Source organism: Paenibacillus barcinonensis (genome assembly GCF_003217495.1).
In the GTDB taxonomy this organism is placed as follows: domain Bacteria; phylum Bacillota; class Bacilli; order Paenibacillales; family Paenibacillaceae; genus Paenibacillus; species Paenibacillus barcinonensis.
In genome coordinates this window covers 114,639-127,819 of the sequence record NZ_QJSW01000006.1, presented here as the reverse complement: position 1 = coordinate 127,819, position 13,181 = coordinate 114,639, and the positions used below count along the sequence as shown (strand labels likewise).

The window sequence follows — 13,181 nt, the reverse complement described above, 5'->3', positions numbered from 1 at the left end:
ATCATGATCAGGGTTATGCACATTTCGCTCTCATATTTCAAAGGGAAAGGGAGATGGAAATGAAGATCGGGATGAAGACGGAATGGAGGAAAAGGGTTCAGAGAACAGTTGCTATGATGCTGACAGGTGCTTTGCTAATGGGCACTCTCTTGCTAGGCTTGTTGGCAGTAACAGTACCTGCTACGGTTCATGCGGATGCTCCACTGTTAACCATTGAAGGCGAGGATGCGGAATTGAGCCCTGAATTGCAAGTGGTTACCCAGATTTATGGACAGCCCAAGCCCGGATATTCAGGGAGTGGATTCGTCTGGATGCAGGGCTCTGGAACAATCACTTTAAACGTAACTGTGCCGGAAACAGGTATGTACAGCATCTCCACACGGTATATGCAGGAGCTCAGCATGGATGGCCGGCTGCAATATCTGGCGGTTAACGGAATGACCAAAGGCTCCTATATGCTTCCCTATACGACAACATGGTCGGATTATGATTTTGGTTTTCACAAATTAAACAAGGGCAACAACTCGATTCAGCTGAAGGCTGGCTGGGGATACGCTTATTTCGATACGTTCACTGTGGATTATGCCGATCTTGATCCGCTGAATGTGCAGCCTGTCCTAAGTGATCCTGAGTCTACGCCAGAAACGCAAATATTAATGAACTACTTGACGGAGGTATACGGACACAACATTATTTCGGGACAACAGGAGATTTATGGAGGGGGAAATGACGGGAATTATGAACTGGAGTTTGAATGGATTCATGATCTGACAGGCCAATATCCGGCTATTCGCGGTTTTGATTTTATGAATTATAACCCGCTCTATGGTTGGGAGGATGGAACCACCAATCGTATGATTGACTGGGTTAATACCCGTGGTGGAATTGCGACTGCGTCGTGGCATATCAATGTGCCACGAAACTTTAACACGTATCAGCTGGGCGATTTCGTAGATTGGAAGGAGGCGACCTATAAACCGACCGAGACGAATTTTGATACAGCCAAAGCGGTTGTTCCCGGCACGAAGGAATATCAGTATGTCAAGCTGACGATTGCCGATCTGGCAGAGCAGCTGCAGATTTTACAGGATAACGACGTGCCCGTCATTTTCCGCCCGTATCATGAAGCAGAAGGGAATGGCGGACTGAATGGAGAGGGAGCGTGGTTCTGGTGGGCTTCTGCCGGAGCCGATGTGTATAAAAAGTTATGGGATATGCTCTACACCGAGCTGACGGAAACCTATGACCTGCACAATCTGATCTGGACGTACAACAGCTATGTATATAGCACTTCGCCGGCCTGGTATCCGGGAGATGAGCAGGTGGATCTGGTCGGTTATGACAAATATAATACGATCTACAATCGTTATGACGGTTTGTCCGGTGTACCGAATGAGGATGCGATAACTTCTATTTTCTATCAGCTCGTGAACCTGACGAATGGCAAGAAGATGGTGGCGATGACAGAGAATGATACCGTTCCAAGTGTGAAGAATCTTATTGAGGAAAAAGCGGGCTGGCTCTATTTCTGCCCATGGTACGGTGAACATCTGATGAGCAATGCGTTCAATTATCCGGCTACACTGAAGACGCTCTATCAGAGCGACTACGTAATTACCCTGGATGAGCTGCCAGATCTGAAGGGGAATCCGCCGAATCCAGGTGCAGCCATCTCACCCGAAAGTATAAGCTTTGATAAAGCAGCAGGGGCTGGTCAGGATGTTACGATTGCACTTACGTTGAACGGGCATCAGCTCACGAACATTTCAAAGGGTGGTGTGCATCTTGTATCCGGGCAGGATTACATCGCATCGGGAGCAACGGTGGTTTTTAACTCATCTTACCTGTCCACTTTGCCTGTGGGCCAGTCGAGTTTGACTTTTCATTTTGATGGCGGCAAGGCTGCTGTTCTTAAATTAAATGTAACGGATAGCTCGGCGGTTGCTCCAACGGACGCTCAGTTAACGATTCAGGCGTATAATGGCAATACAAGTGCCTCGACGAGCGGCATTGCTCCCAAGTTCAAGCTAATCAATTCCGGGGATACCGATATCCATCTCAGTGATGTGAAGGTACGATATTATTACACGATTGATGGTGAGGAAGCACAGACCTTTTGGACGGATTGGTCAAGTATTGGAAGTGCCCACGTTACCAGTACATTTGTGAAGATGACATCACCGGCTACGGGTGCTGACTATTATGTGGAGCTGGGCTTCACCAGCAATGCCGGAGTGTTAAATCCAGGCGGGAGTGCAGAGATCCAGGCGCGTTTCTCCAAAAATAACTGGTCCAATTACAATCAGGCAGACGACTATTCCTTCATGGCATCAGGCAATCAATATGCGAACCATAGCAAGGTTACCGGGTATGTAAACAACCAGTTGGTGTGGGGAATGGAACCTTAATGAACATGAATTAGATAAGATATAAGGCCATGTCAGTAATACGACTGACTTGGTCTTTTTTGTGTTGAATGAGTCTCCAATTTTAAAAGGGTGGTAAATTATGGATTATTTTGTCTTATAAATATAACGTAATTAATATTATGTAAACTCATATTTTTCGATATCCAATATAGACTGTATCTATGACATTAGCAAAGGCTAAAGTCCTGATTAATACTTAAAAATACATCTCTTTGCAGTCATTTATATATCACTGGAATATCCGAGTAATCAACTCGATACTTCCATTTTATTAGCAAATACTGAAGTGCACGAGCATTCTCGAAAATCGTTTTCGATTTTGTCAGAATACGAGCAGTGCCAGCTCTGATTGTGAATGCAAAACGTGGTGCTTCTTGAGTTAGAGGAAGTTAATGCTTCACTGAAGAGGAGAGGGGAGCTATTCGAACGAAAGGTACCAAAACGGCCAAGAGAATTGGAAAAAATATTAATGTTTGAACATAGAAAAAGGAACAAAATCAAGCGTTGAAGAAACGACTTGAGCACGAAAAACTCATAAAATTAATAAATGTTAAAATAAGTAAAACAGAGCGAAAAAGCTGTCACTACGCTCATTTTAGATTGAATTGATATGGATTTGCGATAGATTTCGGCTGTCCTTCACGTTATGCTGTGGAAAACCAGAAGGGAAGTGGCAGGCATGGAACGCGAGCTGGCGTTGGAAATTGTACGAGTAACAGAATTGGCAGCATTAGCTTCAGCCCCGTGGATGGGAAGAGGCGATAAGAACAGTGCGGATGAGGCGGCTACTTTGGCCATGCGGGCCATGTTCGATTCCGTGTCTATTCGCGGCACAGTTGTTATTGGAGAAGGCGAGATGGATGAGGCTCCGATGCTGTACATTGGAGAGGAAGTAGGCAATGCGGAAGGGCCTGAGGTTGATGTGGCCGTTGATCCGCTGGAGGGCACAGAGATTGTAGCCAAAGGGCTGAATAACGCATTGTCCGTCATTGCGGTGGCGGGAAAAGGCAATCTGCTGCACGCTCCTGACATGTATATGGAGAAGCTGGCGGTTGGCCCTGCACTTGTTGGCAAGGTCAGCATTGAAGATCCGGTTGAGGTAACGCTTGAAAAGGCGGCTGCCGCTCTGAACAAAAATATATCCGATCTGACGGTCATGATACTGGACCGTGTTCGGCATGAGAGCACGATCAAGACACTGCGCAAAGTGGGCGTGCGGATCAAGTTTCTTAGTGATGGAGACGTTGCCGGAGCGATGGCTCCCGCTTTCCCGGAAGCGGGCATTGATCTGTATGTCGGATCAGGTGGAGCACCTGAAGGAGTGCTTGCAGCAGCAGCTTTATCCTGCCTTGGAGGCGAGATTCAAGGTCGTTTGATGCCTGCCAATGCAGATGAGTTCCAGCGCTGCCTGCAGATGGGAATTGACAATCCATACAAAGTGTTAACGATGGAGGACATGATCGGTACAGAGGATGTTATTTTTGCTGCTACGGGTGTAACACCTGGTGAGATTCTTGGTGGAGTACGTTACCTTGCAGATGATCGGGCAGAAACGGATTCCATTGTTATGCGTGCCAAAACTAAAACCATTCGCTTTATTCGGTCCCAGCACTTTCTGCCTAACAAGGAGGTCCTGCATAAAGTTCGCAAGCTTCAAGCTTCCTCCGAGCCGTCGGACCGTGCGCGCAAGCTCAGCAAGGATAAGGAGCAGGCAGAATTCAATCAGTCCTCCAAGGAGCCCAGTGCTACAGCAGCCAAGGCATAACACGCTGGCTTGATCTGCACAATAATGTTCTATTTATAGTAGTGATTATGAACTGTGTTATAGACAAATCAAAAATGAGGAAAAAGGCTCAGCCTGAATTCCTCATTTTTTTGTTGTTTTTGCATTGACAACGGTTACATGACATGAGAAAATGTACGCGCGTACATAAATGATATTACGATTGATTATAACTTGCGTAGTCCATCTGAAGGGGGTGAAAGACATGGCTTCTCGCAGAGAAGTGGCTGAACTTGCGGGGGTATCCGAGGCAACGGTATCCAGGGTTCTCAATGGCGTTGGACCAATCAGGGAGGAGACTCGTCGCAGGGTGCTTGAAGCTTCCGAGCGGTTAGGCTATGTGCCGAGTGCACTTGCCCGCAGCTTTGCCAGAAGCAAAAGTGGTAATCTGGGTGTCGTTCTGCCTTATGTTCCGAAGGCACATCTGTTCTCGGCCTATTTTTTCTCCGAAATGTTAAGCGGCATTGGAAGCAAAGCGCGAGATAACGGTCTCGATCTGCTCGTCATGTTTCAAACACCGGGTGAAGTTATGAATTATACCGATCTGTTCCGAAGACAAAAGATTGATGCTTGTATCATTCTTGGTGCAAGGTATGATCATGATGAGCTGGCTGCAATTCAGCAGCTGGACCGGGAAGGACATCCCTTCTGCGTTATGAATCAGCATTTTACAGGGGAATCGTTCTTTGAAGTCGATGCTGATCATGTCGAGGGTAGCCGCCTTGCTATACGCCATCTTACCGACCAAGGGTATCGAAATATTACTTTTCTGAACGGACCGTACAGCTACTCGAACAGTCAGGAACGGATGGAAGGTGTGCGCCTGGGCCTGCAACAGGCTGGAATGGAGCTTGATCCGAGTTTGCTGCTCGAAGGGAATTACAGCAGACGGAGCGGGATAGAGGCAGCAGCAATAATTGCTGAACGTCTGCATGAGATTGATGCGGTGTTTGCAGCCAATGACCGGATGGCAATTGGAGTGATGCATGGCTTGCGTGAACGAGGGGTACGGATCGAGGACTTCCCCGCCTTCGTTGGTTATGATGACTCGGATGCAGCCGAGATGGCGGTTCCGGCACTGAGCAGCGTAAGGGTTCCTTTTTTCGAGATGGGCGAGATTGCTGTTTCCAAATTGATGCATCCTGCTGAAGCGTTGCAGTCTCCAAGGACACTTCTGCCAACTGAATTGATTGTTCGAGCCTCATCCAGCAGTCGGTTCCGAGCCTGAATGTATGTTGAAACTGCTCATGGTTACTCCTGCTTGTATAAAAAAAACTGGAAAAGCGAAGTGTTCGCCTGAAAGCTTTCTGTAAGAAAGCTACAGCGGAAGCGTACGCTTATCACCGGAGTGGATTGTGTAAAATCTTTAGTCGAACTTATCTAGATATGAGATTGGTTATATACATTCGATTTGAGGAGGAAATGTTCATGTCAAAACGTCTTCGTGTAGGAATGGTTGGATACAAGTTTATGGGGAAGGCCCACAGCAATGCATATCGCAGTTTACCGATGTTCTTCCCTTCTGCTCCACTGCAGCCTGAAATGTCAGTAATCTGCGGGCGCAATGAGCAGGGCGTACAGGCGGCGGCAAACCAGTTTGGATGGTCCGAGAGTGTGACGGATTGGCGTGAGCTGGTGAAGCGGGATGATATTGACCTGATTGATATCAATGCCCCAAGTGACGCTCATAAAGAGATTGCGCTTGAGGCAGCTCGTCAAGGCAAGCATCTGTTCTGTGAGAAGCCACTTGCGCTCTCGCTTGCCGATTCCCGTGAGATGCTGCAGGCTGCCGAAGAGGCGGGCATCACTCACATGGTTGGATTCAACTATCGTTTCTCACCAGCCGTGCAGCTTGCAAAGGATCTGATCCAGAGTGGACGTCTGGGCAAAATCTATCATTTCCGTGCGTTCTTCCTTCAGGACTGGATTCTGGACCCGAGCTTCCCACTCGTATGGCGTCTGCAAAAAGAAGTTGCCGGCTCCGGTTCACATGGAGATCTCGGTGCGCATTTGATTGATCTGGCCCGTTTCCTCGTTGGTGAGTTCCAGGAAGTAATCGGCATGAGTGAAACGTTCATTAAAGAACGTCCGCTTGCGTCCGAGATGACAGGCCTAAGTGCGAAAGGCAGCTCAAGTGCAGATGCACCTAAAGGTGAGGTCACAGTAGATGATGCGACACTGTTCCTGGCTCGATTCGCAGGCGGAGCGCTAGGCAGCTTCGAAGCTACGCGATTTGCTGCTGGCCATCGAAGCACGAATTCGTTTGAGATTAACGGCAGTCTGGGCAGTGTGCGTTTTGATTTTGAACGTATGAATGAACTGGAAGTGTATTTCACTACGGACGATGAGGATGTGCAGGGCTTCCGCCGTGTACTGGCAACCGATCCTGCGCATAAATACGCCGAAGCTTGGTGGCCTGCAGGACACACGATTGGCTTTGAACACACGTTCACCCATGAGATGCTGGAACTGGTAACCGCCATCTCGGAAGGCCGTCAGCCATCACCTAGCTTCCATGATGGGGTTGCCTGCCAGGCTGTACTGGAAGCAGTAGAACGCTCGGTCGCTGAACGCCGCTGGGTTACGCTTGAAGAGATGTAATGCTGGAGCTACGATTCAACAGCAGGGATGCGGCTAGAAGATAAGCCAGTAGTTGAAGGCAGAGCATCAAGAGCAGCAGATAAGTTAGAGGTATTGTCAGATATTCTGATTCTGCTCCACTGAACGACCTAATTGAATGAAGCGAAAGCGAGTGATTAATTGATGAAGAAAGCGCTAATTGTATGGGGCGGCTGGGATGGACATGAGCCGGAGCAGGTGGCGGCCATTTTTGAGCGTATCTTGAAAGAAGAGCAGTTTGAAGTTGAAGTTTCCGACACGCTGGAGTCCTATGCGGATGCAGGGAAGCTGCGAGGGCTGGATCTGATCGTACCTCTATGGACAATGGGACAGATTGAGCAGGAGCTGGTCAATAATGTTTCGGCGGCTGTACAGAGCGGTGTAGGTCTTGCCGGGCTGCATGGCGGCATGTGTGATGCGTTCCGTACAAACGTAGACTGGCAGTTTATGACGGGTGGACAGTGGGTAGCTCATCCGGGGAATGACGGTGTGGAATACATGGTAAATATCAAACGTGGCTCAAGTCCGCTCCTGGATCACATCGAGGATTTCGAGGTGAAAAGTGAGCAGTATTACCTGCACGTTGATCCCGCCGTGGAAGTGCTGGCAACCACCCGCTTCCCGATCGTATCAGGTCCTCACGCAGCAAATGGGCCTGTAGATATGCCTGTAGCCTGGACGAAGCGCTGGGGCGCAGGGCGTGTATTCTATAACTCGCTCGGACATCATGCGGATATCGTTGATATGAAGCCGGTGACCGAGATGATGCGCAGCGGTTTCCTGTGGACAGCAGCGGGCAAAGAGCTGGCGAAAAGCAGATCGACAGGCGCAGCCGAGGCGTACACAGGCATGGCTGACAATCAAACCTGAGGCTGACATTCTACCTGTAATCAGACCGTGGCACGTTTGGCGTGTGGCACATTTGTCATCATATCAAGTTGAGGTTATACGATATGCTTCGATTGGCCCATTTGAAATACGTTTATACAGGACCTTACAAGACATATTTGATCCACGGCGAAGGGAGCAAGAGTATGAAAACAATGAAAGTTGGTATTATCGGCTGTGGTAAAATCAGCGGCATCTACATGGAGAACTGTCACCGTTTTGAGGTGCTTGAGCTTGTTGCTGTCGCTGATCTGGACAGGAAGCGCGCAGAGGAGCAGGCAGCAGCCTACAACGTGCCCAATGTATATACTGTAGAAGAAATGTTCGCTGATCCCGAGATTGAGCTGATTATCAACCTGACAATTCCTGCTGTTCATGCAGAGGTATGCATACGAGCGTTGGAATCAGGCAAGCACGTTTATGTGGAAAAGCCACTTGCGGTCACCCGTGAGGAAGGGCAGGCGGTGCTGGAAACAGCCAAACGTCAAGGTCTATTGGTTGGCTGTGCTCCTGAAACCTTCTTTGGTTCAGGTATTCAGACGGCTCTTCAGCTCGTAGAGGATGGAATTATTGGCAAGCCGGTAGCGGCAACAGCCTTTATGATGAGCCGGGGACATGAGTTCTGGCATCCCGATCCCGAGTTTTATTACGCCAGCGGTGGCGGGCCTATGTTTGATATGGGACCTTATTATCTGACTGCACTTGTGCAGCTGCTGGGGCCGATCAAGTCTATTGCCGGAATGACGGGCAAAGCAATGAATGAACGTACCATTACGAGTGAGAAAAAAAGGGGCCAGACCATTCCCGTTGACATTCCAACCCATGTCACCGGTCTGCTGCAATTTGAGCAAGGAGCCATCGGCACGCTCATTACAAGCTTTGATGTGTTTGGTGGAAGCGCACTGCCTCCGATTGAGATTTACGGGACACACGGCACATTGCAGGTTCCCGATCCAAACACCTTCGGCGGTCCGGTACGATACCGCTTGATCGGTGATCATGAATGGACAGAAGCTCCGCTGCTACCGGGTTATCAGGAAAATACGCGCGGCATTGGCGTGGCAGATATGGCCTACGCAGTGCAGAGCGGACGTGCACACCGCGCCAGCGGCGAACTGGCCTATCATGTGCTCGAAGCGATGTGGGCGTTCCACGATTCATCAGATGAGCAGACCTTCTACACAATGAAGAGTACATGTCAGCGCCCAGCGGCATTGCCTGTTAATCTGCCACTGTATACATTGGATAAGTAAGCTGTAATGTATCTAAGACATGGTGATGATCCAGTGCATTAACATAAAATGAAGTAAAGTGAAGCATGTAAGAATGTGTTTGATTATAATGTGTTCTTTCGTGATGAAACAACCTCTTTCCTGATGGACGGAAAGAGGTTGTTCTTTGTATATTTGTATATGATCGAGGTGGGATGGGCCCTTGCTGGCCGACCTGAAAAGTATATAGAGATCAAGGCTCAAATCCGGCCTGACTAACATAAATTTGATGCTCCGCAAACTGTGTTCTCATCAGCTCTAGCACACGTTTGTACGCCTCAGGCTGGTAGCATTGCTCCAGTTCAATCTCCTGATACAGCTGCTCCATTCCAAGTCTCCGTGTGCGCTTGCCTTCACTACCATCTCCCATAAAATAATCATCAATGCAGACACGCTCAACGAGCGGCCTTAACGTAACAGCAAACTGATCACTGCTTGGCAGAACAGGTGCAATGGCTGCCTGTGCTTGAATGCCAGCCTCCCGCAATTGCTTGAGTGCATGCAATCTGCCTGCAATGGGCGGTGCAGCGGGTGTAAAGTGCTTGCGGATGTTATCTTGGTCTGTCTCTACCGTCATGCTCACGCGCACACGATCACCGAGCTGCTGGAGGAGGTCGATATCACGGGTAACAAGCGGGCTTCGAGTCTGAACCAGCACAAAATCGGGCGGGTGGTGCAGCATCGTTTCGAGCAAGGAGCGCGTAATACGTTCGCGAGCCTCGGCAGGTTGATACGGGTCGGTGCTGGACGACATGAAAATGGTCACTTGACCTTTCTTACGGGCACGCTGCAATTCTTTGGCGAGAAGACCGGAGGCTTCTTTTTTCACATCGACCCAGCTTCCCCAGTCTTCCTTGCGAAACAAGGAGACCGGCATCTGTCTGACGTAACAGTAAGAACATGCAAAGGTACAACCTGTGTACGGATTTAAGGTGTGGGTATATCCGCTTAGAAAGCCGCTGCCTTTGTTTAATAATGTTTTGGGGACTTTATAATTCAATTGAACGGTCATGAGCTGCTACCTTGTCTTTCTCTGTAATGTGCAGGAGTATAACCGATATGCTTGCGAAAAACCGAGACAAAATACGCTGCGTTCGATATGCCGATCTGGCGTCCAATTTCACTTACGGTCAGATGAGTCTGTCTCAGCAGTTCCTGAGCCTTCGTTACTCGTTTGGCTTGAATGTACTGAGCCGGGGTTTGTCCAGTAATGCGTTTGAACACGCGGTGCAAGTGATATGGACTCCCATGACTTACAGCAGCAAGCATATCCAGCGTCAATGCTTCGGTGTAATGCTTGTCAATGTACTCGGTAACGCCATAGATCCATTCCTGGTCAGGCACTCGTGCTCCTGCTGGCTTGCAGCGCTTGCACGGTCTGAACTGGTGGGCCAAAGCTTGTTCTGCATCGGGAAAGATGAGCACATTGTCGAATTTGGGAGGTCTTGACTTACACGAGGGACGGCAGAAAATACCGGTTGTTTGCACCGCATAAAAAAACGTACCGTCGTACGCTGGATCGTTCTGGATTATCGCATTCCAATACTCGTCAGGAATGGTCTGGTGCAGGGAATGGAGCTGCTCTGTGCGTTTCATGGAATCACCTCAGGTATAATTATACCCCTGACGCTCAGGAAATCACGATATTTCGAATCAAATCGCAAGATTTCAATATGAATCAGCTCTTGCTTTTTAAAGTAACCAGCTCTTTCTTCATTCCCGTTGAATTATACGCTACAATAGAAAGAGAGGTTATGGAACAGGCGTTACTGCAATGTTTTACACATTCAATATCTAACAACTATCAGTCATAAGGAAAGAGGTAGATCGTATGGTTCGATTCGGGGTTGTAGGTACCAATATGATTACGGAAAAACTGCTGGAGGCAGCAGCACAGGTTCAAGGTTTCCAGCTTACAGCGGTATACTCGCGAACAGAGGAGAAAGCAAACTCATTTGCAGACCGTTATAATGCAGCCTATCGCTTCACGAATCTGGAGGAAATGGCAGCCAGCGATACGCTGGATGCGGTATATATTGCAACGCCCAATACACTTCATGCACAGCAGGCCGAATTGTTCCTCAGAAACGGCAAGCATGTATTATGCGAGAAACCGCTGGCGGCTAATCGTGCTGAAGTGAGCCGTATGATCGAGACGGCAAGGAAGCATGACGTCCTCTTAATGGAGGCGATGAAGTCTACGCTCGTTCCTGTTTTTAAAAGTGTACAACAGCATTTGCACAAAATCGGCCCTGTTCGCCAATACATAGCGGGCTACTCGCAGTATTCCTCGCGTTATGACAAGTACAAGGAGGGCATTGTGCTTAACGCCTTTAAGCCTGAGCTGGCGAACGGAGCTTTGATGGACCTGGGCGTGTATTGTTTATATCCGCTCATCACGTTGTTTGGTGCGCCACAGCAGGTTCAATCCCAAGCCACCATGCTGGAATCCGGGGTAGACGGGCAGGGCAGCGTGCTGCTGAAATATGACGGAATGAATGCGGTTGTAACCTATTCCAAAATCGCCAATTCGCATGCACCAAGTGAGATTATAGGGGAACGAGGCAGCATCATGATCGACAGGATCGGTTCGCCAGAATACGCAGAGATTCGTTATAATGACGGGACGGTCGAGCCATTGACTGTCGAGCAGCAGCATCCCGTGATGTATTATGAGATGGAGGAGTTCGTCAACTTGGTACAGCAGGGAAGGAAAGAATCTGCGATGAACACCTATGAACGATCCTACCAAACGATGCAGGTGATGGATCAGATCAGGCAGCAGATTGGTCTTGTTTTCCCCAACGATTAATCCACAGAGAGAGGATAGCCGTCTTGCCTGAGCTGCCGTGTGCCGATGAACAGTTCGAGCTAACCTTGTCTGCGCATTTCCTGTTTACCTATGCGGACCGTCTCCATTTTGATTTTCATGTGCAGACACTGCTGGAAATGCTGCGTGTGACCCGACATGAGGTTCGTATTTTTCCGACGGTAGACTTGTCAGGCAAGCGTTATGAATATATGGATGAATTGAAGTCCATTGTTGAACAAAGAGCATATTCGGTGTCCGAAGTCAAAACGTCATACGAATTCCAGCGTAATGCACATACCATGCTTCGTATTCAGGAGCTGTCACAGTAGATTTGGATTGGAGGGAAACCAGATGAAAAAGGTGCTTATCCTTGGAGGTACGCGTTTTTTTGGCAAAAGATTAGTGGATCATCTGTTATGGGAAGGGAAATCAGAGATCACGGTCGCGACACGTGGACAGACGGAAGTGGATTTTGGCGCGGATGTAAAGCGAATTCGCATGGATCGGGAAGACCCGCATTCTGTCGCAGAGGCCGCACAGTCGGATCAGTGGGATGTTGTGTATGATAATATCTGTTACTCCCCGGATGAAGCGAAGGCTGCTTGTGAAGTATTTGCCGGACGTACGCAGAGATATGTGCTGACATCTACGCTGTCGGTATATGGGGAGCCCAAACCGGGATTTGTGGAAACGGATTTTGATCCGTATACATACCCCTTGCAGTATGGTAGCAAAGAGGCGTTCAGTTACGCCGAGGGCAAACGGCTCGCAGAGGCTGTGTTTTTCCAGACGGCATCCTTCCCGGTAGTGGCAATGCGAATTCCAATTGTACTTGGAATTGATGATTACACAAGAAGACTTCATTTTCATATTAAACATGTGCAAAAGGGTAATCCGATTGGCATGCCGAATCCCGAAGCCGAGCTTGGCTTCATTCATTCCACGGAAGCAGCACGATTTCTGGCCTGGCTTGGCCAAGTGTCATTGACAGGTCCAGTGAACGCAGCCTCCAAAGGCTCGATTTCACTTACGGCTATGATGCATCTTATCGAAACCGTGACGGGTATGCAGTCGCAGATTTTGAAGCAGACGGTGGACGAGGACATGTCGCCCTTTGGGGTGGAGCAGTCCTGGACGATGGATACATCCAAAGCGGAGCAGGCGGGGTATACGTTTGAAGCGCTCATGGACTGGTTCCCTGGTCTTGTGCGAGAGGTTGCACTGGCCTTGCAGTCCGAGAAATAAAGCGCGGAAGCAAGCTGCGGAAACAGGCAGACGTGCTGTTACAGGTTAAGCAGACATAGATACAGATTGAGGCATAGATACAGGATGAACCAGAGAAGTGCTCTCAGGGACATCCTGTTTTTCTTATGTATTGC

The 13,181-nt window shown here is 48.8% G+C and carries 11 protein-coding genes; 9 read left to right on the top strand and 2 right to left on the bottom strand.

Features of this window, described 5'->3' with window-relative positions; translation table 11 throughout:
* The first annotated feature begins 116 nt into the window (after nucleotides 1-116).
* From DFQ00_RS11695 to DFQ00_RS11670, 6 genes are all read left to right on the top strand, one after another.
* The gene (locus tag DFQ00_RS11695) at nucleotides 117-2,408 is read left to right on the top strand and encodes a glycosyl hydrolase (RefSeq protein ID WP_244213802.1); all 2,292 of its coding nucleotides are present in this window, start codon (nucleotides 117-119) and stop codon (nucleotides 2,406-2,408) included.
* 700 nt (nucleotides 2,409-3,108) lie between these two features.
* Nucleotides 3,109-4,194 carry a class II fructose-bisphosphatase gene (glpX, locus tag DFQ00_RS11690; protein ID WP_110896659.1) on the top strand — a complete coding sequence of 362 codons (1,086 nt, stop codon included), beginning with the start codon at nucleotides 3,109-3,111 and terminating at the stop codon, nucleotides 4,192-4,194.
* A 223-nt stretch (nucleotides 4,195-4,417) separates the two neighbouring features.
* Nucleotides 4,418-5,440 carry a LacI family DNA-binding transcriptional regulator gene (locus DFQ00_RS11685; protein ID WP_110896658.1) on the top strand — a complete coding sequence of 341 codons (1,023 nt, stop codon included), beginning with the start codon at nucleotides 4,418-4,420 and terminating at the stop codon, nucleotides 5,438-5,440.
* Nucleotides 5,441-5,640: 200 nt separating this feature from the next.
* The gene (locus DFQ00_RS11680) at nucleotides 5,641-6,813 is read left to right on the top strand and encodes a Gfo/Idh/MocA family protein (RefSeq protein ID WP_110896657.1); all 1,173 of its coding nucleotides are present in this window, start codon (nucleotides 5,641-5,643) and stop codon (nucleotides 6,811-6,813) included.
* 162 nt (nucleotides 6,814-6,975) lie between these two features.
* Nucleotides 6,976-7,701, top strand: a complete 726-nt coding sequence (locus DFQ00_RS11675; RefSeq protein WP_110896656.1) for a ThuA domain-containing protein — start codon at nucleotides 6,976-6,978, stop codon at nucleotides 7,699-7,701.
* A 164-nt stretch (nucleotides 7,702-7,865) separates the two neighbouring features.
* On the top strand, nucleotides 7,866-8,972 hold the full coding sequence (locus DFQ00_RS11670) for a Gfo/Idh/MocA family protein (protein ID WP_110896878.1): 1,107 nt from the start codon (nucleotides 7,866-7,868) through the stop codon (nucleotides 8,970-8,972).
* 211 nt (nucleotides 8,973-9,183) lie between these two features.
* Here DFQ00_RS11670 and DFQ00_RS11665 read toward each other — a convergent pair whose 3' ends face one another.
* Nucleotides 9,184-10,002, bottom strand: a complete 819-nt coding sequence (locus tag DFQ00_RS11665) for an SPL family radical SAM protein (protein WP_110896655.1) — start codon at nucleotides 10,000-10,002, stop codon at nucleotides 9,184-9,186.
* Nucleotides 9,999-10,586 carry a bifunctional transcriptional activator/DNA repair enzyme AdaA gene (locus DFQ00_RS11660; RefSeq protein WP_110896654.1) on the bottom strand — a complete coding sequence of 196 codons (588 nt, stop codon included), beginning with the start codon at nucleotides 10,584-10,586 and terminating at the stop codon, nucleotides 9,999-10,001. The genes DFQ00_RS11665 and DFQ00_RS11660 overlap by 4 nt, the downstream gene beginning before the upstream one ends.
* A gap of 235 nt (nucleotides 10,587-10,821) precedes the next feature.
* On the opposite strand from DFQ00_RS11660, the gene DFQ00_RS11655 reads away from it, so the two are divergent.
* Genes DFQ00_RS11655 through DFQ00_RS11645 form a run of 3 tightly spaced genes read left to right on the top strand, consistent with a single transcriptional unit; the run spans nucleotide 10,822 to nucleotide 13,047 of the window.
* Complete coding sequence (locus DFQ00_RS11655) at nucleotides 10,822-11,802, top strand: Gfo/Idh/MocA family protein (protein ID WP_110896653.1); 981 nt, start codon at nucleotides 10,822-10,824, stop codon at nucleotides 11,800-11,802.
* A gap of 23 nt (nucleotides 11,803-11,825) precedes the next feature.
* Nucleotides 11,826-12,131 carry a hypothetical protein gene (locus DFQ00_RS11650; protein WP_110896652.1) on the top strand — a complete coding sequence of 102 codons (306 nt, stop codon included), beginning with the start codon at nucleotides 11,826-11,828 and terminating at the stop codon, nucleotides 12,129-12,131.
* A gap of 22 nt (nucleotides 12,132-12,153) precedes the next feature.
* A complete protein-coding gene (locus DFQ00_RS11645; RefSeq protein ID WP_110896651.1) occupies nucleotides 12,154-13,047 on the top strand; it encodes an NAD-dependent epimerase/dehydratase family protein in 894 nt (297 codons plus the stop codon).
* Nucleotides 13,048-13,181: the final 134 nt, after the last annotated feature.

Excerpts from the sequence above, each read along its gene's own strand:
- DFQ00_RS11695 (WP_244213802.1), top strand. The coding sequence starts at position 117 with ATGCTGACAGGTGCTTTGCTAATGGGCACTCTCTTGCTAGGCTTGTTG.
- DFQ00_RS11660 (WP_110896654.1), bottom strand. The coding sequence starts at position 10,586 with ATGAAACGCACAGAGCAGCTCCATTCCCTGCACCAGACCATTCCTGAC.
- glpX (WP_110896659.1), top strand. The coding sequence starts at position 3,109 with ATGGAACGCGAGCTGGCGTTGGAAATTGTACGAGTAACAGAATTGGCA.
- DFQ00_RS11665 (WP_110896655.1), bottom strand. The coding sequence starts at position 10,002 with ATGACCGTTCAATTGAATTATAAAGTCCCCAAAACATTATTAAACAAA.
- DFQ00_RS11680 (WP_110896657.1), top strand. The coding sequence starts at position 5,641 with ATGTCAAAACGTCTTCGTGTAGGAATGGTTGGATACAAGTTTATGGGG.
- DFQ00_RS11685 (WP_110896658.1), top strand. The coding sequence starts at position 4,418 with ATGGCTTCTCGCAGAGAAGTGGCTGAACTTGCGGGGGTATCCGAGGCA.
- DFQ00_RS11645 (WP_110896651.1), top strand. The coding sequence starts at position 12,154 with ATGAAAAAGGTGCTTATCCTTGGAGGTACGCGTTTTTTTGGCAAAAGA.
- DFQ00_RS11675 (WP_110896656.1), top strand. The coding sequence starts at position 6,976 with ATGAAGAAAGCGCTAATTGTATGGGGCGGCTGGGATGGACATGAGCCG.
- DFQ00_RS11655 (WP_110896653.1), top strand. The coding sequence starts at position 10,822 with ATGGTTCGATTCGGGGTTGTAGGTACCAATATGATTACGGAAAAACTG.
- DFQ00_RS11670 (WP_110896878.1), top strand. The coding sequence starts at position 7,866 with ATGAAAACAATGAAAGTTGGTATTATCGGCTGTGGTAAAATCAGCGGC.